This is a genomic window from Bacillus sp. AFS018417 (assembly GCF_002560985.1).
Taxonomy (GTDB): Bacteria; Bacillota; Bacilli; order Bacillales; family Bacillaceae_G; genus Bacillus_A; species Bacillus_A rhizoplanae.
Genome location: NZ_NTTM01000040.1, coordinates 17,711 through 42,537, shown reverse-complemented (window position 1 = coordinate 42,537; position 24,827 = coordinate 17,711). Strand labels below are relative to the sequence as shown.

31 protein-coding genes and 1 other annotated feature are annotated in these 24,827 nt (G+C 40.8%); all 31 genes read right to left on the bottom strand.

Annotated elements, in window-relative coordinates:
* Nucleotides 1-20 precede the first annotated feature (20 nt).
* Nucleotides 21-203 (bottom strand): 50S ribosomal protein L30, encoded by a 183-nt coding sequence (gene rpmD, locus CN326_RS16110; protein ID WP_020062307.1) that lies wholly within the window; start codon nucleotides 201-203, stop codon nucleotides 21-23.
* Nucleotides 204-220: 17 nt separating this feature from the next.
* A complete protein-coding gene (gene rpsE, locus CN326_RS16105) occupies nucleotides 221-721 on the bottom strand; it encodes a 30S ribosomal protein S5 (RefSeq protein ID WP_098310006.1) in 501 nt (166 codons plus the stop codon).
* A 21-nt stretch (nucleotides 722-742) separates the two neighbouring features.
* A complete protein-coding gene (rplR, locus tag CN326_RS16100; protein WP_098310005.1) occupies nucleotides 743-1,105 on the bottom strand; it encodes a 50S ribosomal protein L18 in 363 nt (120 codons plus the stop codon).
* Between the two features lie 31 nt (nucleotides 1,106-1,136).
* Nucleotides 1,137-1,676, bottom strand: coding sequence for a 50S ribosomal protein L6 (rplF, locus tag CN326_RS16095; protein WP_098310004.1), 540 nt, complete (start codon nucleotides 1,674-1,676; stop codon nucleotides 1,137-1,139).
* A 31-nt stretch (nucleotides 1,677-1,707) separates the two neighbouring features.
* Complete coding sequence (gene rpsH, locus CN326_RS16090) at nucleotides 1,708-2,106, bottom strand: 30S ribosomal protein S8 (RefSeq protein ID WP_020062303.1); 399 nt, start codon at nucleotides 2,104-2,106, stop codon at nucleotides 1,708-1,710.
* A 29-nt stretch (nucleotides 2,107-2,135) separates the two neighbouring features.
* Nucleotides 2,136-2,321, bottom strand: coding sequence for a 30S ribosomal protein S14 (gene rpsN / locus CN326_RS16085; protein ID WP_020062302.1), 186 nt, complete (start codon nucleotides 2,319-2,321; stop codon nucleotides 2,136-2,138).
* Nucleotides 2,322-2,354: 33 nt separating this feature from the next.
* Entirely contained in the window at nucleotides 2,355-2,894 is a 540-nt protein-coding gene (gene rplE, locus CN326_RS16080; RefSeq protein ID WP_020062301.1) for a 50S ribosomal protein L5, read from the bottom strand.
* 26 nt (nucleotides 2,895-2,920) lie between these two features.
* Nucleotides 2,921-3,232, bottom strand: a complete 312-nt coding sequence (gene rplX, locus CN326_RS16075; protein WP_098310003.1) for a 50S ribosomal protein L24 — start codon at nucleotides 3,230-3,232, stop codon at nucleotides 2,921-2,923.
* Nucleotides 3,233-3,270: 38 nt separating this feature from the next.
* Nucleotides 3,271-3,639 (bottom strand): 50S ribosomal protein L14, encoded by a 369-nt coding sequence (rplN, locus tag CN326_RS16070; RefSeq protein ID WP_035433708.1) that lies wholly within the window; start codon nucleotides 3,637-3,639, stop codon nucleotides 3,271-3,273.
* Nucleotides 3,640-3,682: 43 nt separating this feature from the next.
* Complete coding sequence (rpsQ, locus tag CN326_RS16065; protein ID WP_011983253.1) at nucleotides 3,683-3,946, bottom strand: 30S ribosomal protein S17; 264 nt, start codon at nucleotides 3,944-3,946, stop codon at nucleotides 3,683-3,685.
* A gap of 20 nt (nucleotides 3,947-3,966) precedes the next feature.
* The gene (gene rpmC, locus CN326_RS16060; protein ID WP_000855718.1) at nucleotides 3,967-4,167 is read right to left on the bottom strand and encodes a 50S ribosomal protein L29; all 201 of its coding nucleotides are present in this window, start codon (nucleotides 4,165-4,167) and stop codon (nucleotides 3,967-3,969) included.
* Complete coding sequence (gene rplP, locus CN326_RS16055; protein ID WP_020062298.1) at nucleotides 4,157-4,591, bottom strand: 50S ribosomal protein L16; 435 nt, start codon at nucleotides 4,589-4,591, stop codon at nucleotides 4,157-4,159. The genes rpmC and rplP overlap by 11 nt, the downstream gene beginning before the upstream one ends.
* A 1-nt stretch (nucleotide 4,592) precedes the next feature.
* Nucleotides 4,593-5,252: a 30S ribosomal protein S3 gene (gene rpsC, locus CN326_RS16050; RefSeq protein ID WP_020062297.1), complete on the bottom strand. Its 660-nt coding sequence runs from the start codon at nucleotides 5,250-5,252 to the stop codon at nucleotides 4,593-4,595.
* Between the two features lie 3 nt (nucleotides 5,253-5,255).
* Nucleotides 5,256-5,597: a 50S ribosomal protein L22 gene (gene rplV / locus CN326_RS16045; protein WP_001148024.1), complete on the bottom strand. Its 342-nt coding sequence runs from the start codon at nucleotides 5,595-5,597 to the stop codon at nucleotides 5,256-5,258.
* A gap of 17 nt (nucleotides 5,598-5,614) precedes the next feature.
* The gene (gene rpsS / locus CN326_RS16040; RefSeq protein ID WP_020062296.1) at nucleotides 5,615-5,893 is read right to left on the bottom strand and encodes a 30S ribosomal protein S19; all 279 of its coding nucleotides are present in this window, start codon (nucleotides 5,891-5,893) and stop codon (nucleotides 5,615-5,617) included.
* A gap of 60 nt (nucleotides 5,894-5,953) precedes the next feature.
* Nucleotides 5,954-6,784 (bottom strand): 50S ribosomal protein L2, encoded by an 831-nt coding sequence (gene rplB, locus CN326_RS16035; RefSeq protein ID WP_098310002.1) that lies wholly within the window; start codon nucleotides 6,782-6,784, stop codon nucleotides 5,954-5,956.
* Nucleotides 6,785-6,812: 28 nt separating this feature from the next.
* Entirely contained in the window at nucleotides 6,813-7,103 is a 291-nt protein-coding gene (gene rplW / locus CN326_RS16030; protein ID WP_098310001.1) for a 50S ribosomal protein L23, read from the bottom strand.
* Nucleotides 7,103-7,726 (bottom strand): 50S ribosomal protein L4, encoded by a 624-nt coding sequence (gene rplD, locus CN326_RS16025; RefSeq protein ID WP_098310000.1) that lies wholly within the window; start codon nucleotides 7,724-7,726, stop codon nucleotides 7,103-7,105. The genes rplW and rplD overlap by 1 nt, the downstream gene beginning before the upstream one ends.
* Nucleotides 7,727-7,752: 26 nt before the next feature.
* Nucleotides 7,753-8,385: a 50S ribosomal protein L3 gene (gene rplC, locus CN326_RS16020; protein ID WP_098309999.1), complete on the bottom strand. Its 633-nt coding sequence runs from the start codon at nucleotides 8,383-8,385 to the stop codon at nucleotides 7,753-7,755.
* Nucleotides 8,386-8,418: 33 nt separating this feature from the next.
* A complete protein-coding gene (gene rpsJ, locus CN326_RS16015) occupies nucleotides 8,419-8,727 on the bottom strand; it encodes a 30S ribosomal protein S10 (protein ID WP_001040596.1) in 309 nt (102 codons plus the stop codon).
* Between the two features lie 488 nt (nucleotides 8,728-9,215).
* Nucleotides 9,216-10,403, bottom strand: coding sequence for an elongation factor Tu (gene tuf, locus CN326_RS16010; protein WP_098309998.1), 1,188 nt, complete (start codon nucleotides 10,401-10,403; stop codon nucleotides 9,216-9,218).
* Nucleotides 10,404-10,524: 121 nt separating this feature from the next.
* Nucleotides 10,525-12,603, bottom strand: coding sequence for an elongation factor G (gene fusA, locus CN326_RS16005; RefSeq protein ID WP_098309997.1), 2,079 nt, complete (start codon nucleotides 12,601-12,603; stop codon nucleotides 10,525-10,527).
* A 208-nt stretch (nucleotides 12,604-12,811) separates the two neighbouring features.
* Nucleotides 12,812-13,282 carry a 30S ribosomal protein S7 gene (gene rpsG / locus CN326_RS16000; RefSeq protein ID WP_035433720.1) on the bottom strand — a complete coding sequence of 157 codons (471 nt, stop codon included), beginning with the start codon at nucleotides 13,280-13,282 and terminating at the stop codon, nucleotides 12,812-12,814.
* A 29-nt stretch (nucleotides 13,283-13,311) separates the two neighbouring features.
* Nucleotides 13,312-13,734 carry a 30S ribosomal protein S12 gene (rpsL, locus tag CN326_RS15995; RefSeq protein ID WP_098309996.1) on the bottom strand — a complete coding sequence of 141 codons (423 nt, stop codon included), beginning with the start codon at nucleotides 13,732-13,734 and terminating at the stop codon, nucleotides 13,312-13,314.
* Between the two features lie 352 nt (nucleotides 13,735-14,086).
* Complete coding sequence (gene rpoC / locus CN326_RS15990; protein WP_098309995.1) at nucleotides 14,087-17,698, bottom strand: DNA-directed RNA polymerase subunit beta'; 3,612 nt, start codon at nucleotides 17,696-17,698, stop codon at nucleotides 14,087-14,089.
* 37 nt (nucleotides 17,699-17,735) lie between these two features.
* The gene (gene rpoB / locus CN326_RS15985; RefSeq protein ID WP_098309994.1) at nucleotides 17,736-21,266 is read right to left on the bottom strand and encodes a DNA-directed RNA polymerase subunit beta; all 3,531 of its coding nucleotides are present in this window, start codon (nucleotides 21,264-21,266) and stop codon (nucleotides 17,736-17,738) included.
* A gap of 289 nt (nucleotides 21,267-21,555) precedes the next feature.
* Nucleotides 21,556-22,155: a class I SAM-dependent methyltransferase gene (locus CN326_RS15980; protein ID WP_098309993.1), complete on the bottom strand. Its 600-nt coding sequence runs from the start codon at nucleotides 22,153-22,155 to the stop codon at nucleotides 21,556-21,558.
* Nucleotides 22,156-22,232: 77 nt separating this feature from the next.
* The gene (gene rplL / locus CN326_RS15975; RefSeq protein ID WP_098309992.1) at nucleotides 22,233-22,592 is read right to left on the bottom strand and encodes a 50S ribosomal protein L7/L12; all 360 of its coding nucleotides are present in this window, start codon (nucleotides 22,590-22,592) and stop codon (nucleotides 22,233-22,235) included.
* A 67-nt stretch (nucleotides 22,593-22,659) separates the two neighbouring features.
* A complete protein-coding gene (gene rplJ, locus CN326_RS15970) occupies nucleotides 22,660-23,160 on the bottom strand; it encodes a 50S ribosomal protein L10 (protein WP_098309991.1) in 501 nt (166 codons plus the stop codon).
* A gap of 40 nt (nucleotides 23,161-23,200) precedes the next feature.
* Nucleotides 23,201-23,344: a sequence feature (ribosomal protein L10 leader region), on the bottom strand.
* A gap of 49 nt (nucleotides 23,345-23,393) precedes the next feature.
* A complete protein-coding gene (rplA, locus tag CN326_RS15965; RefSeq protein ID WP_098309990.1) occupies nucleotides 23,394-24,086 on the bottom strand; it encodes a 50S ribosomal protein L1 in 693 nt (230 codons plus the stop codon).
* Between the two features lie 181 nt (nucleotides 24,087-24,267).
* Entirely contained in the window at nucleotides 24,268-24,693 is a 426-nt protein-coding gene (gene rplK / locus CN326_RS15960) for a 50S ribosomal protein L11 (RefSeq protein WP_001085872.1), read from the bottom strand.
* Between the last annotated feature and the right edge of the window lie 134 nt (nucleotides 24,694-24,827).

Here is a 24,827-nt window from a genome sequence, read left to right as displayed (position 1 = left end):
CTTATATTGATGAGTTATCATTAAGCTTCTTTTACAGTTACAAGGTGAGAAACTTTGTTGATCATACCGCGAATAGCAGGAGTTTCTTCCTTAACTACAGTTGAATTCAACTTTTTAAGACCTAAAGCTTCTACAGTCGCACGTTGATCTTGTGGACGACCAATTACACTACGAGTGAGGGTAATTTCTAACTTTTTCGCCATTATGTTTTCCCTCCTTCTTAACCTAGTAGCTCTTCTACAGATTTACCGCGTAATTTTGCAACATCTTCAGCACGCTTAAGATCTTTTAATCCATTTACAGTAGCACGGATCATGTTAATTGGTGTGTTAGAACCAAGAGATTTAGAAAGAATATCTTGTACACCAGCTAATTCAAGAACCGCACGAACTGGACCACCAGCGATAACTCCAGTACCTTCTGCAGCAGGTTTTAAGAATACTTCACCCGCTCCAAATTTACCGATAATTACGTGTGGAATTGTTGTACCAACTAATGGTACTTCGATTAAGTTTTTCTTAGCATCTTCGATAGCCTTGCGGATTGCATCTGGTACCTCTTGCGCTTTACCAGTACCGAATCCAACATGACCGTTTTTATCGCCAACTACAACCAGTGCAGCGAAGCGGAAACGACGACCACCCTTAACAACTTTCGCAACACGGTTTATCGTAACTACACGTTCTTCAAGTTCAAATTTACTTGGGTCAATGCGACGCATCTATTTTCCCTCCTTTGACCATTAAAATTGTAAGCCAGCCTCACGAGCAGCTTCAGCTAAAGCTTTAACACGACCATGGTATAAGTAACCGCCGCGATCAAATACTACTTCTTTAACGCCTTTCTCTACAGCACGTTTAGCAACTAATTCGCCAACTTTAGTAGCAGCTTCAGTGTTGCCTGTACCGTTAAGAGTAAGTTCTTTATCAAGAGTAGACGCGCTTGCTAATGTTACACCGTTTACATCATCAATTACTTGAGCGTAAATGTGTTGATTAGAACGGAACACGTTTAAACGTGGACGCTCAGCAGTACCAGCAAGCTTTGCACGTACACGTGCATGTCTTTTCCTACGAACCGCATTTTTATCAGGTTTAGTGATCATTCTTGTCACTCCTTTCTTTCACCTAACGGGTTTACTTAGCAGTTTTACCTTCTTTACGACGTACAACTTCGCCTTCGTAACGAATACCTTTGCCTTTGTATGGCTCTGGAGCACGTACAGCGCGAATGTTAGCAGCGAATTCGCCAACACGTTGCTTGTCGATACCTTTGATTACGATCTTTGTAGGAGCAGGAACTTCAACTTCAAGACCAGCTTCTGGAGTCATCTCAACTGGGTGAGAGTAACCTACGTTTAATACAAGTTTGTCACCTTGTTTTTGTGCACGGTAACCAACACCGATTAATTCAAGTCCGCGAGCGAAACCTGTTGTTACACCTTCAACCATGTTTCCAAGAAGAGCACGAGTTGTTCCGTGTAATGCACGGTGTTCCTTCTGTTCAGAAGGGCGTTCTACTGTTAAGATATTTTCTTCAATCTTGATAGACATATCAGCATTGAAAGTACGAGTTAATTCACCTTTAGGTCCTTTTACAGTTACAGTATTATTTTCTGCTACTGTAACTGTAACACCTGCAGGGATTTCAAGAATCTTTTTACCAATACGAGACATGTGGTCACACCTCCGTTCGTTTAAATATTAATTACCAAACGTATGCTACTACTTCTCCACCAGTTTGTAATTGACGAGCGTCTTTGTCCGTCATTACTCCCTTAGATGTAGAAACAAGTGCAATACCTAATCCGTTAAGTACACGTGGTACTTCATCAGCTTTTGCATAAACGCGTAAGCCAGGCTTACTGATACGCTTTAATCCAGTGATTACACGCTCATTGTTTACACCGTATTTTAGGAAAATACGAAGGATGCCTTGCTTGTTATCCTCGATGTATTCCACATCACGAATGAAACCTTCACGTTTTAAGATTTCAGCGATTTCTTTTTTGATTTTAGAAGCAGGAACTTCTAATTTCTCATGACGTACCATGTTCGCATTACGGATGCGAGTAAGCATATCTGCAATTGGATCTGTCATCACCATGTGTTTTACCTCCTTCCCATTTGTGGGTATTACCAACTAGCTTTTTTAACGCCAGGAATTTGTCCTTTATATGCAAGTTCACGGAAACAAATACGGCAAAGTTTAAATTTGCGGTATACAGAATGCGGACGACCGCAGCGCTCGCAACGTGTATAATCTTGCACTTTAAACTTAGGAGTACGCTTTTGTTTCGCAATCATAGATTTTTTAGCCACGTTTTCGCCTCCTCTACTTAGCGTTGGCTTCCATTATTTTTGGAATGGCATACCGAATTGTGTTAATAGTTCACGAGCTTCTTCATCAGTTTTCGCTGTAGTAACGATTACGATGTCCATACCACGAACTTTGCTTACTTTATCATAATCAATCTCAGGGAAAATTAATTGCTCTTTAACACCTAATGTGTAGTTACCACGACCATCGAAAGATTTCTTAGAAACACCACGGAAATCACGTACACGTGGTAAAGAAACTGATACTAATTTGTCGAAGAACTCATACATTTGCTCGCCGCGTAAAGTAACCTTTGCACCGATAGGCATACCCTCACGAAGACGGAATCCTGCGATAGATTTTTTAGCGCGAGTTACAACAGGTTTTTGACCTGCGATTTGTGTTAACTCTTCTACAGCACTGTCTAATGCTTTAGAGTTGGATACCGCGTCACCAACACCAGTGTTGATTACGATCTTTTCGATCTTCGGTACTTCCATTACAGATTTATAGTTAAACTTGCTCATAAGAGCAGGAGTAATTTCTTTTTGGAATTTCTCTTTAAGGCGATTCAATGAAGGGACCTCCTTTCATATAGAACTTATTTATCTAACAATTCACCAGATTTTTTTGCAACACGAACTTTTTTACCATCTTCCACTTTGTAGCCTACGCGAGTAGGTACACCTGTTTTAGGATCTAATGGCATAACATTAGATACGTGGATAGCTGCTTCTTTCGTGATAATTCCACCTTGTGGATTTATTTGAGATGGCTTAGAGTGCTTCTTAACGATGTTAACACCCTCAACGATAACACGGTTTTCTTTTGGGAAAGCTGCAAGGACAACACCTTGTTTTCCTTTGTCTTTACCACTGATTACCTGTACTTTATCACCTTTTTTTACATGCATCTTACTTCTGCACCTCCTTAGCAAGGCAAGACCTTAAATTATAGAACTTCTGGAGCTAAAGAAACGATCTTCATGAAGTTGTTATCACGTAATTCACGAGCTACTGGTCCGAAGATACGAGTACCACGTGGGCTCTTATCATCTTTAATGATAACCGCTGCGTTTTCATCAAATTTGATATAAGAACCGTCTGGACGACGAGCACCGCTCTTCGTACGTACTACTACTGCTTTAACAACGTCACCTTTTTTAACAACGCCACCTGGTGTTGCTTGTTTTACCGTAGCAACGATAATATCACCGATGTTTGCGTATTTACGACCAGAGCCGCCTAATACTTTGATTGTTAAAAGTTCACGTGCGCCAGAGTTGTCAGCTACTTTTAAACGAGATTCTTGTTGGATCATGTTATGAAACCTCCCTTCGGACTTAAAATTCCGATTCGTCTATTTAGATAATAACCGCTTCTTCAACGATTTCAACTAAACGGAAACGCTTAGTAGCAGAAAGCGGGCGAGTTTCCATGATTTTTACGATATCGCCAACTTTTGCTTGGTTTTGCTCATCATGGGCTTTGTACTTCTTAGAATACTTAACGCGCTTTCCGTACAAGGAATGAGTTTTGTAAGTTTCAACTAAAACTGTAATCGTTTTGTCCATTTTGTCAGAAACAACACGACCAGTGTAAACTTTGCGTTGGTTACGTTCGCTCACTTTGCAAACCTCCCCTCAATTTATCGATTAATTCCGATCTCTCTTTCGCGAACTACAGTTTTCATACGAGCGATCGCTTTACGCACTTCACGGATGCGTGTTGGATTCTCTAATTGTCCTGTAGCAAGCTGGAAGCGAAGATTAAACAACTCTTCCTTTAAAGCTTTAACTTTTGTTTCGATTTCGGCAGTGGTTAATTCACGAATATCATTAGTTTTCATTAGATTCACCACCATTTTCTTCACGTTTTACGAATTTACATTTCACTGGTAATTTGTGAGCTGCAAGACGTAATGCTTCGCGTGCTACCTCTTCAGATACACCCGCAATTTCAAACATAACCTTTCCAGGTTTTACTACTGCTACCCAACCTTCTGGAGCCCCTTTACCGGAACCCATACGTACTTCTAGAGGTTTAGCAGTGTAAGGTTTAGAAGGGAAAATTTTAATCCAAACTTTACCGCCACGTTTCATATAACGAGTCATTGCACGACGAGCTGCTTCGATTTGACGGTTTGTAATCCAAGAAGCCTCTTGAGACTGTAAACCAAACTCACCAAAATGTACTTCAGCGCCACCTTTTGCACGACCACGCATTTTACCACGATGTTCTCTACGATATTTTACGCGTTTAGGCATTAACATATTATTTTCCTCCTTCCTCAGAAGCTTTCTTTTTTGTAGGAAGGACTTCTCCACGGTAGATCCATACTTTTACACCTAATTTACCGTACGTTGTATCAGCTTCAGCTGTTGCATAGTCAATATCAGCGCGAAGTGTATGAAGTGGAACAGTTCCTTCACTGTAAGATTCTGCACGAGCGATATCAGCTCCGCCAAGACGACCAGAAACCTGTGTTTTAATACCTTTAGCTCCTGCACGCATAGCACGTTGAATTGCTTGCTTCTGTGCACGACGGAAAGATACACGGTTTTCTAATTGACGAGCAATGTTTTCGCCTACTAATTTAGCGTCAAGATCAGCTCTCTTAACTTCTAAAATGTTGATGTGTACACGTTTACCTGTTAACTGGTTAAGAGCTTTACGAAGTGCTTCAACTTCTGTACCACCTTTACCAATTACCATACCAGGTTTTGCAGTGTGAATTGTAACATTTACACGATTTGCTGCACGCTCGATTTCTACTTTAGAAACAGCAGAATCTTTTAAGCGAACATTGATGTACTCACGAATTTTGATGTCTTCATGTAAGAATGTAGCATAATCTTTTTCAGCGTACCAACGAGATTCCCAATCACGAATGATACCGACACGAAGACCAACTGGACTAACCTTTTGACCCATCGATTATCCCTCCTTCTTTTCTGATACCACAACTGTGATGTGGCTTGTGCGTTTGTTAATTTGGCTTGCACGACCCATTGCACGTGGACGGAAACGTTTTAACGTTGGACCTTCGTCAACGAAAACTTTTTCAACAACTAAGTTGTTTATGTCCATTTCATAGTTATGTTCTGCATTTGCAATTGCAGATTTCAAAACTTTTTCTACAACTGGAGAAGCAGTTTTTGGCGTGTGGTTAAGGATAGCAATCGCTTCACCCACTTGCTTACCTCGGATTAAGTCTACTACTAAACGAACTTTACGAGGAGCAATACGAACTGTTCTCGCTACTGCTTTAGCTTGCATTGAAGTGCCTCCTCTCATTATCTTCTAGTTTTCTTATCGTCAGCATCATGACCTTTGTACGTACGAGTTGGTGCGAACTCACCTAACTTGTGGCCAACCATATCCTCAGTTACGTATACAGGAACGTGTTTACGACCATCATATACAGCGATTGTATGACCAATAAACTGTGGGAAGATCGTTGAACGACGAGACCAAGTTTTTACAACTTGTTTTTGCTCAGTTTCATTTAACTTTGCAATTTTGTTCATTAAATGATCATCAACAAATGGTCCTTTTTTCAAGCTACGAGCCATTTTGGTGCCTCCCTTCGTGATTGCCGTACGGCTCTAGAAATGAACCGTACTACAACCCCATTATTTTTTACGACGACGAACGATGAATTTGTCAGACGCTTTATTTTTCTTACGAGTTTTGAATCCAAGAGTTGGTTTACCCCATGGAGACATTGGAGACTTACGTCCGATTGGTGAGCGACCTTCACCACCACCGTGTGGGTGATCAACTGGGTTCATTACAGAACCACGAACAGTTGGGCGCTTGCCTAACCAGCGAGAACGACCCGCTTTACCAATTTTAATAAGTTCATGGTGCTCATTACCTACTTGACCTACTGTAGCGCGGCAAGTAGCTAGAACTAAGCGTACTTCACCAGAAGTTAAACGTACAAGTACGTATTTACCTTCTTTACCAAGTACTTGAGCAGATGTACCAGCAGAACGAACTAATTGTCCACCGCGACCTGGTTTAAGCTCGATGTTATGAACAACTGTACCTACTGGAATGTTGATTAATGGTAATGCGTTACCGATTTTAATGTCCGCTTCTGGGCCAGACATGATTTCCATACCTACTTCTAAGTTTTTAGGAGCAAGGATGTAACGTTTTTCACCGTCAACGTAGTTAATTAATGCGATATTCGCAGAGCGGTTCGGATCGTATTCGATCGTAGCAACGCGTCCAGGAATTCCATCTTTGTTACGTTTAAAGTCGATGATACGGTATTGACGCTTGTGTCCGCCACCTTGGTGACGTACAGTGATTTTACCTTGGTTATTACGTCCAGCCTTTTTACTTAAAGGCGCAAGTAATGATTTTTCCGGTCTATCAGTCGTGATTTCAGCGAAATCATTCGTAGTCATGTTACGACGACCGTTAGTAGTTGGATTATACTTTTTGATTGCCATCTGATTTTCCCTCCTTCTTTAGTAAGAATTAAACTCCTTGGAAGATCTCGATTTCTTTGCTGTCAGCAGTAAGCTTAACGATTGCCTTACGACGACGGTTAGTAAAACCAGCGTGACGACCAACACGTTTTGCTTTTGGCTTGTAGTTCATGATATTTACTTTATCAACTTCAACACCAAAGATAGCTTCTACAGCATCTTTAACTTCCGTTTTATTAGCTTTAACGTCCACATCGAACGTGTATTTTTTTTCAGCCATCATTTCCATAGAACGTTCAGTGACAACTGGGCGCTTAATAATATCACGAGGATCTTTCATTATGCAAGCACCTCCTCTACTTTTTCCACTGCCGCTTTTGTCATGATTAGCTTATCATGATGAAGCACGTCTAAAACGTTTACGCCATCAGCAGTGATTACTGTTACTCCAGGAATATTGCGAGCAGATAACTCAACTGCTTCGTTTACATCAGCAGTTACGATAAGAGCTTTCTTCTCAACAGTTAATCCTTTAAGAACTGCTACCATGTCTTTTGTTTTTGGTGCATTTAACACTAAGTCTTCAAGAACTACGATGTTGTTCTCAACTACTTTAGTAGCTAATGCAGATTTAATAGCTAAGCGACGAACTTTTTTAGGTAGTTTGTATGCATAGCTTCTTGGTGTAGGTCCGAATACCGTACCACCACCACGCCATTGAGGAGAGCGGATAGAACCTTGACGAGCACGTCCAGTTCCTTTTTGACGCCATGGTTTACGACCTCCACCGCGCACTTCAGAGCGAGTTTTTACTTTATGTGTACCTTGACGTAAAGATGCGCGTTGCATCATTACTGCTTCAAAAAGTACAGCTTCATTTGGTTCGATACCGAAAACAGTTTCAGCTAATTGGATTTCACCAACTTCAGAACCAGTTTGGTTAAATAACTTTACTATTGGCATTGGGGTTCCTCCTTTCTTATAGAGAATTATTTGCTAGCCTTAACAGCACTACGAACAACTACAAGAGATTTCTTAGCGCCAGGAACGTTGCCTTTTACTAACAGTAAGTTGCGTTCAACATCAACTTGAACGATTTCTAAGTTTTGAATAGTAACTTGGTCTCCACCCATACGTCCAGCAAGTTTTTTGCCTTTGAATACACGGTTCGGAGCAACAGGGCCCATTGAACCAGGACGACGATGATAACGAGAACCGTGAGACATAGGTCCGCGAGATTGTCCGTGGCGTTTAATAGCACCTTGGAAACCTTTACCTTTAGAAATACCTGTTACGTCTACAGTTTCACCTGCAGCGAAAACTTCTACTTTTACCTCTTGACCAACTTCTTGTCCTTCCACGTCTGCATCGCGAAGTTCGCGAATGAAGCGCTTAGGAGCAGTAGTTGCTTTAGCAACGTGACCTTGTTCAGGTTTGTTAGCTAATTTTTCGCGCTTGTCATTAAAACCTAACTGAATTGCATTGTAGCCATCAGTTTCAACAGTTTTCTTTTGAAGAACAACGTTTGGAGTTGCTTCGATAACAGTTACAGGAATTAGCTCGCCGTTTTCAGCAAATACTTGAGTCATACCGATCTTTTTTCCTAAGATTCCTTTGGTCATGAGTTACACCTCCTACATTTTAACTTATATAAATTATAGTTTGATTTCGATATCTACACCAGATGGTAAGTCTAAACGCATTAAAGAGTCTACTGTTTGTGGAGTAGGGCTCACGATGTCGATTAGACGTTTGTGCGTGCGCATTTCGAATTGCTCACGAGAATCTTTGTATTTATGAACCGCACGAAGAATCGTGTAAACAGTTTTTTCAGTTGGTAATGGGATTGGACCAGAAACTGTCGCCCCAGAACGCTTAGCTGTTTCTACAATTTTCTCAGCTGACTGATCAAGAATACGGTGATCGTAAGCTTTTAAACGAATACGAATTTTTTCTTTTGCCATTATTTTCCCTCCTTCGTTCGCCTATTTTAAAAATAGACATTCTCCATGGAAATTTCCACACACTCGCCATGGCAAAGCGGCCGGGTGTGTCAGCAACCTTCCACTTCATCGCAGTCAAAGACCAACATTGTTTATTATACAATGTTATTCGTCTAGATGCAAGCATCTTTTTGTTTTCTTCTGCTTTTCTCTACTTTTGCTATTATACATGGCACTTTAAAGAATTTCAAGTTTTCATCTGTTGTAATTATTTTTACAGTTTCTGGATGAATAATTTTACAATTTATATATTATAGAAGAAACTCGTCAAAACTTAAAAATAGATCTTTATCTATTATAAATTGAAACTTCCATCAGTAGATTTTCTTCCTCTGCCCGTCTTCCTCACTTCTCTTTCAATTTTGAGGTGAAGACTTACTACTCACAAATAGCCGGATAAATAAAAAAACCCAAGGGAAAATCCCTTGGGTCTCATATATCAGTTAAGATTACTCAACGATAGTTGCAACTACGCCGTAACCTACTGTACGTCCACCTTCACGAATAGAGAACTTAGTTCCTTCTTCGATCGCGATTGGAGCGATAAGCTCGATAGTCATTTCAATGTTATCGCCAGGCATTACCATTTCAGTACCTTCTGGTAATTGGATGATACCAGTTACGTCAGTTGTACGGAAATAGAATTGTGGGCGGTAGTTAGCGAAGAATGGAGTGTGACGTCCACCTTCTTCTTTAGATAAAACGAAAACTTCAGCTTTGAATTTAGCGTGAGCTTTTACAGAGCCAGTTTTAGCAAGAACTTGTCCACGTTGGATATCTTCACGAGCAACCCCACGAAGTAGAGCACCGATGTTGTCTCCAGCTTGAGCTTGGTCAAGAAGCTTACGGAACATTTCTACACCAGTTACAGTTGTAGATTTGTTTTCTTCAGTGAAACCGATGATTTCTACTACGTCACCAACTTTAACTACACCGCGCTCTACGCGACCAGTAGCAACTGTACCACGACCTGTGATAGAGAATACGTCCTCAACAGGCATTAAGAATGCTTTTTCAGTGTCACGTTCTGGAGTTGGGATGTAAGCATCAACTTCGTTCATTAATTCGATGATTTTTGCTTCCCACTCAGCATCTCCTTGAAGAGCTTTAAGAGCAGAACCTTTAATTACAGGGATATCATCGCCTGGGAAGTCGTATTCAGATAATAGATCGCGAACTTCCATTTCTACTAATTCTAATAACTCTTCGTCGTCAACCATGTCGCATTTGTTTAAGAATACAACGATGTAAGGAACACCTACTTGACGAGAAAGAAGGATGTGCTCACGAGTTTGAGGCATTGGGCCATCAGCAGCAGATACTACTAAGATACCGCCGTCCATTTGAGCAGCACCAGTGATCATGTTTTTAACATAGTCAGCGTGACCTGGGCAGTCAACGTGTGCATAGTGACGAGTTTCAGTTTCGTACTCAACGTGTGCAGTTGAGATTGTGATACCGCGCTCTCTTTCTTCTGGAGCAGCATCGATTTGGTCGTAACCTTTCGCTTCAGCACCACCAGCTTTTGCAAGAACTGTAGTGATAGCAGCAGTTAATGTAGTTTTACCATGGTCAACGTGGCCGATTGTACCAATGTTAACATGTGGTTTAGAACGTTCGAATTTAGCTTTTCCCATTCTAAATTCCTCCTTGGTTATATAGATTATTTTATATTCAGACTAGAAAGTAAGGGGCCTAAGCCCCGCTGCTTTCTAAGCTTACATAAGTAGTTATACTTGAACAATCGATAAAAATCAATTATTCACCTTTATTTTTTTTAATAATTTCTTCTGAAATAGACTTCGGTACTTCTTCATAATGATCAAATGTCATTGAGAATGTTCCGCGTCCTTGCGTGTTAGAACGTAATGACGTTGCATAACCGAACATTTCAGAAAGTGGAACCATAGCGCGAACAACTTGCGCGTTACCGCGAGCTTCCATACCTTCTACACGTCCACGGCGAGATGTTACGTCACCCATAATGTCACCCATGTACTCTTCAGGAATTACAACTTCAACTTTCATCATTGGCTCAAGAATTACTGGGTTACATTTAGAAACCGCAGCTTTAAGTGCCATAGATGCAGCGATTTTGAACGCCATCTCAGAGGAGTCAACATCATGGTAAGATCCGTCAACTAATGCAGCTTTAATGTCTACTACAGGATATCCTGCAAGTACACCATTTTTAAGTGCATCTTCAAGACCTGCTCCAACAGCTGGGATGTATTCACGTGGAACTACACCACCGACGATCTTGTTTTGGAATTCGAATCCTTTACCTTCTTCGTTAGGTTCAAACTCAATCCAAACGTGACCGAATTGTCCACGACCACCAGATTGACGAGCGAACTTACCTTCAACTTTCGCAGAAGCGCGGAAAGTCTCACGGTATGCTACCTGAGGAGCACCAACGTTTGCTTCCACTTTGAATTCACGGCGCATACGGTCAACGATGATATCAAGGTGAAGTTCACCCATACCAGCGATGATTGTTTGGCCAGTTTCTTGGTCAGTGTGAGCACGGAATGTTGGATCTTCTTCAGAAAGCTTAGATAACGCTGTACCCATTTTATCTTGGTCAGCTTTAGATTTTGGTTCGATAGCTACAGAGATAACTGGCTCTGGGAATTCCATAGACTCAAGGATAACAAGGCTCTTCTCGTCACAAAGAGTATCACCAGTTGTAGTATCTTTTAAACCTACAGCAGCAGCGATGTCACCAGCATAAACTGTTGAAATCTCTTCACGGCTGTTTGCGTGCATTTGTAGGATACGACCTACACGCTCACGCTTACCTTTAGTTGAGTTTTTCACGTATGATCCAGAGTTTAACACACCAGAGTACACACGGAAGAATGTTAACTTACCAACATAAGGGTCAGTCATGATTTTGAATGCTAATGCTGCGAAAGGCTCTTCATCGCTAGAATGACGTTCTACTTCTTCCTCTGTATCCGGAAGAGTACCTTTAATAGCAGGTACGTCTAATGGAGATGGTAGGTAGTCGATAACTGCATCTAACAGAATTTGAACACCTTTATTTTTGAATGCAGAACCACAGATTACTGGGAAGAATTCTACAGAAGTTGTAGCCTTACGGATACCAGCTTTAAGCTCTTCTACAGTGATTTCTTCACCTTCTAGGTACTTCATCATCATTTCTTCATCAAGCTCTGCTACCGCTTCGATAAGTTTTCCACGGTATTCATCAGCTAGCTCTTTATGTTCTGCAGGAATTTCAATACGTTGAATATCTGTTCCTAAGTCGTTTGTGTACATGTATGCACACTCTTCTACTAGGTCGATAATTCCCGTAAACTGATCCTCAGCACCGATTGGTAACTGAATTGGATGTGCGTTTGCTTGTAAACGGTCATGAATTGTTCCTACAGAGTATAAGAAGTCTGCACCGATCTTGTCCATTTTGTTAACGAACACGATACGTGGTACACCGTAAGTAGTAGCCTGACGCCAAACAGTTTCTGTTTGTGGTTCTACACCAGATTGCGCGTCAAGTACTGCTACCGCACCGTCAAGTACGCGTAAAGAACGTTCTACTTCTACAGTGAAGTCTACGTGTCCTGGAGTGTCAATGATGTTTACACGGTGACCTTTCCATTGAGCAGTAGTTGCTGCAGAAGTAATTGTGATACCACGTTCTTGCTCTTGCTCCATCCAGTCCATCTGAGATGCACCTTCGTGAGTTTCACCGATTTTGTGAATGCGTCCTGTATAGTACAAGATACGCTCAGTTGCTGTTGTTTTACCAGCATCGATGTGAGCCATGATACCAATATTACGAGTGTTTTCTAAGGAGAACTCTCTTGTCATTTGGTGTCTTTCTCCTTCCTAATATGGATTGGATTTTTTTATTTTAAGTAGCAAAAAAGCCACTTTATTTTGTTACATATGTCAGTATGTCTAGTACCCTCATTATGTAAAACGAGCGCCCATTGAAAGGGAGAGGAATTCTCCCTCTCCACACTTCCATAAGCGACAAATAAAGCGGTTTATGCTTATAGTTATTTTTCGTTGAATCCTACCAACGGTAATGAGCAAATGCTTTGTTAGCTTCTGCCATTTTGTGAGTGTCTTCACGTTTCTTAACAGATGCACCACTGTTGTTAGCTGCATCTAAGATTTCGTAAGCTAGACGCTCTTCCATAGTTTTTTCACCACGAAGACGAGCGTAGTTTACTAACCAACGAAGACCTAAAGTTGTACGGCGTTCTGGACGAACCTCAACTGGAACTTGGTAGTTAGCACCACCAACACGACGAGCGCGTACTTCAAGAACAGGCATGATGTTCTTAAGAGCTTGCTCGAATACTTCCATTGGTTCATTACCAGTACGTTCACGAACGATATCGAACGCATTATAAAGAATTGTTTGAGATTTACCTTTTTTACCGTCAACCATCATTTTGTTGATTAGGCGTGTTACAAGTTTAGAATTGTACATTGGATCTGGTAACACGTCACGTTTCGCAACAGGTCCTTTACGAGGCATATTGAGTTCCTCCTTTCAGTTCAGTTTTATTATTTCTTAGCAGCTTTTGGTCTCTTAGTACCATATTTAGAACGTCCTTGCATACGTTTGTCAACACCAGCTGTGTCAAGCGCACCACGAACGATGTGGTAACGTACCCCTGGTAAATCTTTTACACGACCACCGCGAATTAATACTACGCTGTGTTCTTGTAGGTTATGACCGATACCTGGGATGTAAGCAGTAACCTCGATACCATTTGTTAAACGTACACGAGCGTATTTACGTAACGCTGAGTTCGGTTTCTTTGGAGTCATTGTACCAACACGAGTACATACACCACGTTTTTGAGGTGCAGAGATATCAGTTGCTTTTTTCTTTAAAGAGTTGAAACCTTTGTTTAACGCAGGTGATTTAGATTTCCATACTTTATCAGTACGTCCATTTCTCACTAATTGGTTAATAGTAGGCATTAATTTATCCTCCCTTCGCATGTTTGTATGACCACATATCCAGGTGGTTCATTATTAGTTGAAAACAAAGTTTTTGCAAGGGAGAGCAAATGCTCTCTCCTCACAAAAACAGTTTTAACTTGTTATTCCTATTGCTGAAGCTCCTACCGTATCTCATTCATTTTCATGTTGAGATCCAGTTTTTAAAAAGTACGTTATGTTGCATCGCAAAAGCTACTGCAACGTTCTAACTATACCGTGTTGAATTACATTCAACGTTTATTTAGGAGCAACCTTGCTTATATTAACATTTCGCATTGCATAATGTCAACTAGGATTATCTGTTTTTATACAAAATTTACGACGGAAAATTTTAGTTTTCTACGTAAACCTCGTCATTTTCTACATTTATTTCTTCTTTTGCTGTTTTTACAAGATCTACTCTGCGGTAATGATTCATACCTGTACCAGCCGGAACAAGTTTACCGATAATAACATTTTCTTTCAGACCAAGAAGTTCATCGCGCTTACCTTTAATTGCCGCATCAGTTAACACACGAGTTGTTTCCTGGAATGATGCTGCAGATAAGAATGAATCTGTTTCAAGTGAAGCCTTTGTAATACCAAGAAGGATTGGACGTGCTGTTGCTGGTTGTTTACCTTTAAGCAACACTTTTGCATTTGCATCTGTGAACTGATGAATATCCAGTAATGTTCCTGGTAATACATCTGTTTCACCAGCATCGATTACACGAACTTTGCGAAGCATTTGACGAACCATTACTTCAACGTGTTTATCACCAATTTCTACCCCTTGCATACGGTATACTTTTTGTACTTCACGAAGCAGGTATTCTTGGACTGATGTAATATCTGTTACTTTCAGTAATTCTTTCGGATCGATAGAACCTTCTGTAAGTTCTTTACCGTGTTCAACGCGATGTCCTGGAGCTACTTTTAGACGAGCGCCATAAGGAATTGCATACGTACGAGCTTCTACATCACCTTGTACAACAACTTCTTGGCGATCTTTCACATCGTTAACCGCTGCAACAACACCGTCGATTTCACTGATAACCGCTTGACCTTTCGGATTACGCGCTTCGAAAATCTCTTGAATACGTGGTAAACCTTGTGTGATATCGTCTCCAGCAACCCCACCGGTATGGAATGTACGCATCGTTAACTGTGTACCTGGCTCACCGATAGATTGAGCTGCGATAATACCAACCGCTTCGCCCACTTCTACATCTGTGCCAGTAGCTAAGTTACGACCGTAACATTTCTTACATACGCCGTGGCGTGTGTTACATGTAAATGCAGAACGGATGTACAACTGTTCAACGCCTGCTTTTTCAATGATATGAGCAATATCTTCTGTAATCAATTCATTTTCACTAACTAACACTTCGCCTGTTTCCGGATGCTTCAAAGTTTTTCTTGCGAAACGTCCTACAAGACGATCGTATAAGGACTCGATAATTTCGTTTCCTTCTTTAATTGCACCGATTAATAAGCCGCGGTCTGTTCCACAATCGTCTTCACGAACGATAACATCTTGTGCAACGTCAACAAGACGACGAGTTAAGTAACCAGAGTCCGCAGTCTTAAGTGCTGTATCGGCAAGACCTTTACGCGCACCGTGTGTAGAGATGAAGTACTCGAGTACCGTTAAACCTTCGCGGAAACTTGATTTGATTGGAAGTTCGATAATACGACCAGATGGGTTAGCCATCAAACCACGCATACCAGCAAGCTGAGTAAAGTTCGATGCGTTACCACGGGCACCAGAGTCACTCATCATGAAGATCGGGTTGCGCTTATCTAAGGTTTTCATCAGTTTTCCTTGGATAACATCTTTTGCATTACTCCAAATAGAGATAACACGATCATAACGTTCTTCCTCTGTAATTAAACCGCGACGGAATTGCTTAATTACTGTATCTACTTTTGCTTGCGCTTCATGCAAGATTTCTTCTTTTTCACCTAATACAAGGATATCCGCCACACCAACTGTAATACCAGCTTTTGTAGAGTATTTAAATCCTAGATTTTTCATGCGGTCAAGCATGCGAGATGTTTCAGTAATTTTGAAACGTTTAAATACTTCAGCAATGATATTACCAAGAATTTTCTTGCTAAATGGTGCCACTTCTTCGCGACTAGCAATAATTTCTCTTACGTTAGCGCCTTTTTCAACAAAGTATTCCACTGGAGTTTCTTTCTCCAAGTTTGTTTTTGTTGGTTCGTTAATGTAAGGGAAAGATTTCGGTAAGATTTCATTGAATATTAACTTACCAACTGTTGTTAACAACAGCTTGCTGTTTTGCTCTTCTGTAAACGTTTCGTTGTTTACAGAGCTTGCTGCAACAGCAACACGAGTATGCAAGTGTACATATCCGTTTTGATATGCAATTAATGCTTCGTTCGTATCTTTGAAAACCATACCTTCACCAATTGCATCTGCACGTTCAAGCGTTAGGTAGTAGTTACCTAATACCATATCCTGAGATGGTGTAACAACTGGTTTTCCGTCTTTCGGGTTCAAGATATTTTGTGCAGCTAACATAAGAAGACGAGCTTCTGCTTGTGCTTCTGATGATAACGGAACGTGAACCGCCATTTGGTCACCGTCAAAGTCCGCGTTGTATGCAGTACATACAAGTGGATGAAGACGAATTGCACGACCTTCTACTAATGTAGGTTCAAATGCTTGAATACCAAGACGGTGAAGCGTTGGAGCACGGTTTAGAAGTACAGGGTGTTCTTTAATTACAGACTCTAAAACATCCCAAACTTCAGGTTGTACTCGCTCGATTTTACGTTTAGCACTCTTAATGTTGTGTGCTAATCCTTTTCCTACTAACTCTTTCATTACAAAAGGTTTGAACAATTCAAGCGCCATTTCTTTTGGCAGACCGCATTGGTACATTTTTAAGTTCGGTCCTACAACGATAACGGAACGACCAGAGTAGTCAACACGTTTACCTAATAAGTTTTGACGGAAACGTCCTTGCTTACCTTTTAACATATGAGAAAGAGATTTTAATGGACGGTTACCAGGTCCAGTAACTGGACGGCCACGACGACCATTATCGATTAAAGCATCTACTGCTTCTTGTAACATACGCTTTTCGTTTTGGACGATGATGCTTGGTGCACCTAAGTCTAATAAACGTTTTAAACGATTGTTACGGTTAATTACACGACGGTATAAGTCGTTTAAGTCAGAAGTTGCAAAACGTCCACCATCCAACTGTACCATTGGGCGAAGTTCTGGTGGGATAACTGGAAGAACATCTAGAATCATCCAAGATGGTTCGTTTCCAGAGTTACGGAATGCTTCTAATACTTCTAGACGTTTAATAGCACGAGTACGACGTTGTCCTTGTGCTGTTTTTAACTCTTCTTTTAAGAAGTCTACTTCTTTATCTAAATCGATATCTTGTAATAACTTCTTAATCGCCTCTGCGCCCATAGAAGCTTGGAAAGAGTTTCCGTATCTGTCGCGATACGCACGGTATTCCTTCTCCGAAAGAAGTTGCTTCTTATCAAGCGGTGTATCACCGCTTTCTGTTACCACATAAGAAGCGAAATAAATTACTTCTTCAAGCGCGCGAGGGGACATGTCTAAGACAAGTCCCATGCGGCTTGGGATACCTTTGAAATACCAAATATGAGATACAGGAGCAGCTAATTCGATATGACCCATACGTTCACGACGAACTTTCGCACGCGTTACTTCAACGCCGCATCGATCACAAACTACACCTTTATAACGGACACGTTTATATTTACCACAATGACATTCCCAGTCTTTTGTTGGACCGAAAATACGCTCACAGAACAAACCGTCTTTCTCTGGTTTCAATGTACGATAGTTAATCGTCTCGGGTTTTTTAACTTCCCCATATGACCAAGAGCGAATTTTGTCTGGTGATGCAAGTCCAATCTTCATATATTCAAAGTTGTTTACATCTATCAAGGGGCCTACCTCCCTTTTAGTCTACAGGTTATCCCAATTATTCCTTCGTTGTCTCAACTTCGACATTTAATTTATCTGCAGATTGATGATCATCGTCATCAGTATCACGCATTTCAATTTCAGTATCGTCGCTAGACATCATCTTAACATCCATACCTAAGCTTTGTAATTCCTTAATCAATACTTTGAATGATTCAGGAACACCTGGTTCTGGAACATTTTCGCCTTTTACAATCGATTCGTACGTTTTCACACGACCAACAACATCATCGGACTTAACTGTTAAGATTTCTTGAAGAGTATAAGCAGCACCGTAAGCTTCAAGTGCCCAAACCTCCATCTCACCGAAACGTTGTCCACCGAACTGTGCTTTACCTCCAAGAGGTTGTTGCGTTACAAGTGAGTATGGTCCAGTAGAACGAGCATGAAGTTTATCATCAACCATGTGTGCAAGTTTAATCATGTACATGACACCAACAGATACACGGTTGTCGAATGGTTCACCAGTACGTCCATCGTATAGAATTGTCTTTGCATCACGTGCCATACCAGCTTCTTCGATTGTTCCCCATACATCTTCCTCGCGAGCGCCATCGAATACCGGTGTTGCAACGTGGATACCAAGATATCTTGCTGCCATACCAAGATGAAGCTCTAACACCTGACCGATATTCATACGAGATGGTACCCCTAATGGGTTTAACATGATATCGATTGGTGTGCCATCTGGTAAATAAGGCATATCTTCTTCCGGTAAAATACGGGAGATAACACCTTTGTTACCGTGACGACCGGCCATCTTGTCGCCTTCAGAAATTTTACGTTTTTGAACGATATATACACGTACAAGTTGATTCACACCTGGTGGTAATTCATCGCCATCTTCACGGTTGAATACTTTTACGTCTAAGATAATACCGCCGCCACCGTGTGGTACGCGTAGTGATGTATCACGTACTTCACGAGCTTTCTCACCGAAGATTGCATGCAATAGACGCTCTTCTGCTGTTAATTCTGTTACACCTTTTGGCGTTACTTTACCAACAAGAAGGTCTCCGTCTTTTACTTCTGCACCGATGCGGATAATACCGCGCTCATCAAGGTTGCGAAGTGCATCTTCCCCTACGTTTGGAATGTCCCGTGTAATTTCTTCTGGTCCTAGCTTCGTATCACGAGCTTCAGATTCATATTCTTCAATATGAATAGAAGTATACACATCATCTTTTACAAGGCGCTCACTCATAATGATCGCATCCTCGTAGTTATAGCCATCCCATGTCATAAAGCCAACAAGCACGTTACGACCAAGTGCAAGTTCACCTTTTTCCATAGAAGGGCCGTCTGCAAGAATCTCACCTTTTACAACTTCATCGCCAACACTTACGATTGGACGTTGGTTGTAACAAGTTCCTTGGTTAGAACGGATGAATTTTAACATTTTATAGCGATCTAAATCACCTTTTACTTTTTGGCCGTCTACTTCGATGTAACGACGTACCCAAACTTCGCGAGCTTCTACGCGTTCAACGATACCAGGATGTTTACAGATTACCGCAGCACCTGAGTCCTTCGCTGATACGTACTCCATACCAGTACCTACAATTGGAGATTCTGGATTCAGAAGTGGAACTGCTTGACGTTGCATGTTCGCACCCATTAGCGCACGGTTCGAGTCATCGTTTTCTAAGAACGGAATACAAGCTGTCGCAGCAGACACAACCTGTTTCGGAGAGATATCCATGTAGTCAATACGTTCGCGTTTTACTACAACGTTCTCATCGCGGAAACGCGCTACAACATCCTCATCAAGGAAATCTCCATCTTCAGATAAACGTGCGTTTGCTTGGGCAACAACATAGTTATCTTGTTCATCAGCTGTTAAATAATCTACACGTGTTGTTACACGTCCAGTTTCTGGATCAACACGACGGTATGGTGTTTCAATGAAGCCAAATTCATTTACTTTCGCAAATGAAGATAAAGAGTTAATCAAACCGATGTTTGGTCCCTCTGGCGTTTCAATTGGACACATACGACCATAGTGAGAGTAGTGAACGTCACGCACTTCAAAGCCAGCGCGCTCACGCGTTAAACCACCAGGTCCTAATGCAGATAGTCTTCGTTTATGCGTTAACTCTGCTAATGGGTTTGTTTGATCCATAAACTGAGATAACTGCGAGCTTCCGAAGAACTCTTTAATAGATGCAATAACCGGGCGAATGTTAATTAACGCTTGTGGTGTAATTGCATTTGTATCTTGAATCGACATTCTCTCACGAACAACACGCTCCATACGAGAAAGACCGATACGGAATTGGTTTTGTAACAATTCACCTACAGAACGTAGACGACGGTTTCCTAAATGGTCAATATCGTCTGTGTCTCCTACTTTGTATAGAAGGTTAAAGAAATAGCTAATAGATGCAATAATATCGCCTGGTGTAATATGTTTTACTTCGCGATCAATGTTCGCGTTACCAATGATATTGATGGAACGCTCTCCATCTGCATCCGGAGCATAAATTTTAATAGATTGTAATTCAACATTACCTTCTACCACTCCGCCTAACGGCTTCGCTGTTTTAAAACCAATGTTCTTTTCTAAGTAAGGTAAAATGCGATCTAATGTACGACGATCTAAGATTGTTCCTTCTGCCGCTAAAATTTCACCTGTTTCAGGATCCACTAAAGTTTCAGCTAAACGTTGGTTAAACAATCTGTTTTTAATGTGTAATTTCTTATTAATCTTGTAACGACCTACATTTGCTAGATCATAACGTTTTGGATCGAAGAAACGAGAAACAAGCAAGCTCTTCGCATTTTCTACTGTTGGCGGTTCACCTGGACGTAGACGCTCATAAATTTCAAGCAATGCTTTCTCTGTGCTATCCGTGTTATCTTTTTCTAGCGTATTGCTTAAGTACTCGTTATCACCTATAAGCTCGGTGATTTCTTGATCAGAGCCAAACCCTAATGCGCGTAACAAAACAGTTACAGGTAGTTTACGCGTACGGTCGATACGCACATAAACAACATCCTTAGCATCTGTTTCATATTCCAACCAAGCTCCGCGGTTTGGAATTACAGTAGCAGTAAATCCGCGTTTTCCGTTTTTGTCCACTTTGCCGCTGTAGTATACGCTTGGTGAACGAACTAACTGAGAAACAATAACGCGCTCTGCACCGTTAATTACGAATGTTCCTGTCTCTGTCATGAGCGGGAAATCCCCCATGAACACATCTTGTTCTTTCACTTCACCAGTTTCTTTATTGATTAGACGCACTTTTACACGAAGTGGTGCTGCATACGTCACATCACGCTCTTTACATTCTTCTACAGAATATTTCGGTTCGCCTAAACTGTAGTCGATAAACTCAAGCGATAGATTTCCCGTAAAGTCTTCAATCGGAGAAATGTCTTGGAACATTTCTCGCAAACCCTCATCAAGAAACCACTGATAAGAAGAGGTTTGAATTTCGATAAGATTTGGTAATTCTAAAACCTCACTAATACGGGCATAACTTCTTCGTTGGCGGTGTCGTCCGTATTGAACTAGTTGACCTGTCAACTGCTTCACCCCTCAAATCAAGAGTATTATAAATGCACAAAAATGTGCAAAATCACAACTAAATACGACTAACGCAAATTACGTAGCCTTTTTTCTCTAAAAAGATAGATACGTTGAGTATTTCCACCTACTCAAAAAAGAAAAATGGTTTCTAAAAGAAAACCATCATTCTGTTTCATAATCTGCTGATTTTACTATCTTTTCCAAGAAAAGCAAAAATATACATCGTTCTCAACGCAGAAAATCATATATTGGCATTTTATAATGTTAACACAACCAAAAATAACCGTCAACGTTTTTTTGATTTTATGATATAATACCCTTTTTTCTTTTCTGCGACTTCCACAAAATCGAACACTTCTTCTAATTTTTTCATTGCAGATGGTGCACCTTGTTTTTTCTGAATCACAATCCAAAGCTCGCCGCCTGGCACAAGATACTCCACTGCTTTTTCTAGAATTTCATGCACGACTTGTTTCCCTGCACGAATTGGCGGATTAGATAAAATAGCAGCGTATTGACCTTTTACATTTTCATATACACTACTTTGATAAATCTGGATATTTTCAATTCGGTTATTAGCGGCATTTTCTTTCGCAAGCCCAAGTGCCCTTTCATTCACATCCACCATGTGAACCACACGCTCTTGGAACTCCTTCGCTAGAGATAAACCAATCGGGCCATACCCACACCCAACATCTAATACATCACCTTGGGCATCTGGCATCTGAAACGCTTCAATTAAAAGACGAGAACCGAAGTCCACTTCGTTTTTCGAAAACACCCCACGGTCTGATAAGAAAACAAAACGCGATCCTCTCAATGTATATTCCCATTGTTTACGATCACTTTTACTAGAGGGGTCGTTAGAAAAATAATGGTCTGCCATATGGCCACCTCTTTTCTTTACGGTTAAAAAAAAAGCTCGCTTGAGAGCGAGCTTTTTTCAAAAGCCTCAAAAGTTAATTACTTAACTTCTACAGCAGCGCCAACTTCTTCAAGTTTAGCTTTGATTTCTTCAGCTTCTTCTTTAGAAACGCCTTCTTTAACTGCTTTTGGAGTGTTGTCAACTACTTCTTTAGCTTCTTTTAAGCCAAGACCAGTGATTTCACGAACAACTTTGATAACTTTGATTTTTTGTGCGCCTGCGTTAGCAAGTACAACATCAAATTCAGTTTGCTCAGCAGCAGCTTCACCAGCGCCACCAGCTACAGCTACAGGAGCAGCAGCAGTTACGCCGAATTCTTCCTCGATAGCTTTTACTAAGTCGTTAAGTTCTAATACAGTCATAGATTTAACTGCTTCAATGATTTGTTCTTTAGTCATTGTAAATATCCTCCCTTAAATAGGTTTGTATTGTTTTATCGATAACACGTAATTATCTTTTAAAAAATTAAGCGCCTTGCTCTTCTTTTTGATCTGCAACTGCTTTAGTAGCGATTGCAAGACCGCGCATTGGAGCTTGAAGAACGCTAAGAAGCATAGAAAGTAAGCCTTCACGTGATGGAAGAGTAGCGATAGCTTTAACCTCATCAAGTGATACAAGTTTACCTTCGATTACGCCTGCTTTAATTTCTAAAGCTTCATGATTTTTAGCGAAGTCGTTTAATACTTTCGCAGGAGCAATTACATCCTCGTTACTGAATGCGATTGCGTTTGGTCCTGTTAAGAATTCGTTTAACTCAGCCATTTCAGCAGATTCTGCAGCACGACGAGTTAAAGAGTTTTTGTAAACTTTGAACTCAACGCCAGCTTCACGTAAGTTTTTACGTAATTCAGTTGCTTCAGATACTGTTAAACCACGGTAGTCAACAACGATTGTAGATTTACTATCGCGAAGTTTTTCAGCGATTTCAGTTACAACTTGTTGTTTAGATTCGATTGCTTTGCTCATGTTATTACACCTCCTGTAGATTATATAGAAGATGTACCGAAAGTGCACTAAAAAGCCTCCATGCCCAATTGTAGACATGGAGGCATATAGTCACAGAAAAAAATTCCGTTTCGTATATTCACACCTAGGTAGGAAATTAAGCCACATTGGCACCTACTGTCTACGGTACACTATTTAAATTCACAACATAAATGATTATATTAAAACTTCTTCACGAAGTCAACTTCCAATTTTTACGCAATAGTAGAAACTTCAACGCGTACGCCAGGTCCCATTGTAGAAGCAACTGTTACGTTCTTCATGTAAGTACCTTTTGCAGCAGCTGGCTTAGCTTTTAGAAGAGCATCAGCAACTGTCTCTAAGTTTTCAACTAATTTTGCATCTTCGAAAGATACTTTACCGATTGGCACATGAATGTTACCAGCTTTATCAACGCGGTATTCTACTTTACCAGCTTTGATTTCGTTAACTGCTTTTGTTACGTCGAAAGTAACTGTTCCAGTTTTAGGGTTTGGCATTAAACCTTTAGGTCCTAATACACGACCAAGTTTACCAACTTCACCCATCATATCAGGAGTTGCTACTACTACGTCAAAGTCAAACCAACCTTGTTGGATTTTGTTGATGTAGTCTGTATCACCTACGAAGTCAGCTCCAGCAGCTTCAGCTTCTTTTAGTTTTTCGCCTTTAGCGAATACTAATACACGTTGTACTTTACCAGTACCGTGTGGAAGAACAACTGCACCACGAATTTGTTGGTCAGCTTTCTTAGGATCAACACCTAAACGAAATGCAGCTTCTACAGTTGCATCAAATTTAGCTGTGTTTGTTTTCTTTACTAATTCTACTGCCTCTGTTGCAGAGTAAGCAGTTGTACGATCAACAAGCTTCGCAGCTTCTACGTACTTTTTACCTCTTTTAGCCATTTTTATTTCCTCCTCAATGTGGTTTTAGCGGAATAACCTCCCACGTTTACGCCTTCTTTTCGATGTAATCGAGGATGTGCGCCCATCCTTTTATTTAAAAAATGACACTCATTTACGATAATAAAGGTTGCGAATTGGAATTCCAGACCCGCAACCTCTTTTACAAAAAAAACAAATCGAATTAGTCTTCGATAACAATGCCCATACTGCGTGCAGTACCTTCAACCATACGCATTGCAGCTTCTACGCTAGCAGCGTTTAGGTCAGGCATTTTAGTTTCAGCGATTTCGCGAACCTTATCACGCTTAACAGTTGCCACTTTATTACGGTTTGGTTCACCAGAACCAGACTCAATACCAGCTACTTTCTTAAGAAGAACAGCAGCAGGAGGAGTTTTAGTAATGAAAGTGAATGAACGGTCTTCAAATACTGTAATTTCAACAGGAATGATTAGACCAGCTTGATCTGCTGTACGAGCGTTGAACTCTTTACAGAAGCCCATGATGTTAACACCCGCTTGTCCTAATGCTGGACCAACTGGTGGAGCTGGGTTAGCTTTACCTGCAGGAATTTGAAGTTTTACCATTTTAATTACCTTTTTAGCCACGAGACACACCTCCTTAAGTCCGTGATGTGGTCAATTGGGCAGTGATTTGCCCTCCCACTTCATATTTTATCTTTAGCGATAAAATCTTTCTCAAAAAACGTCTCCGTTTCCGAAGACGTATTGACTTAAAAGAT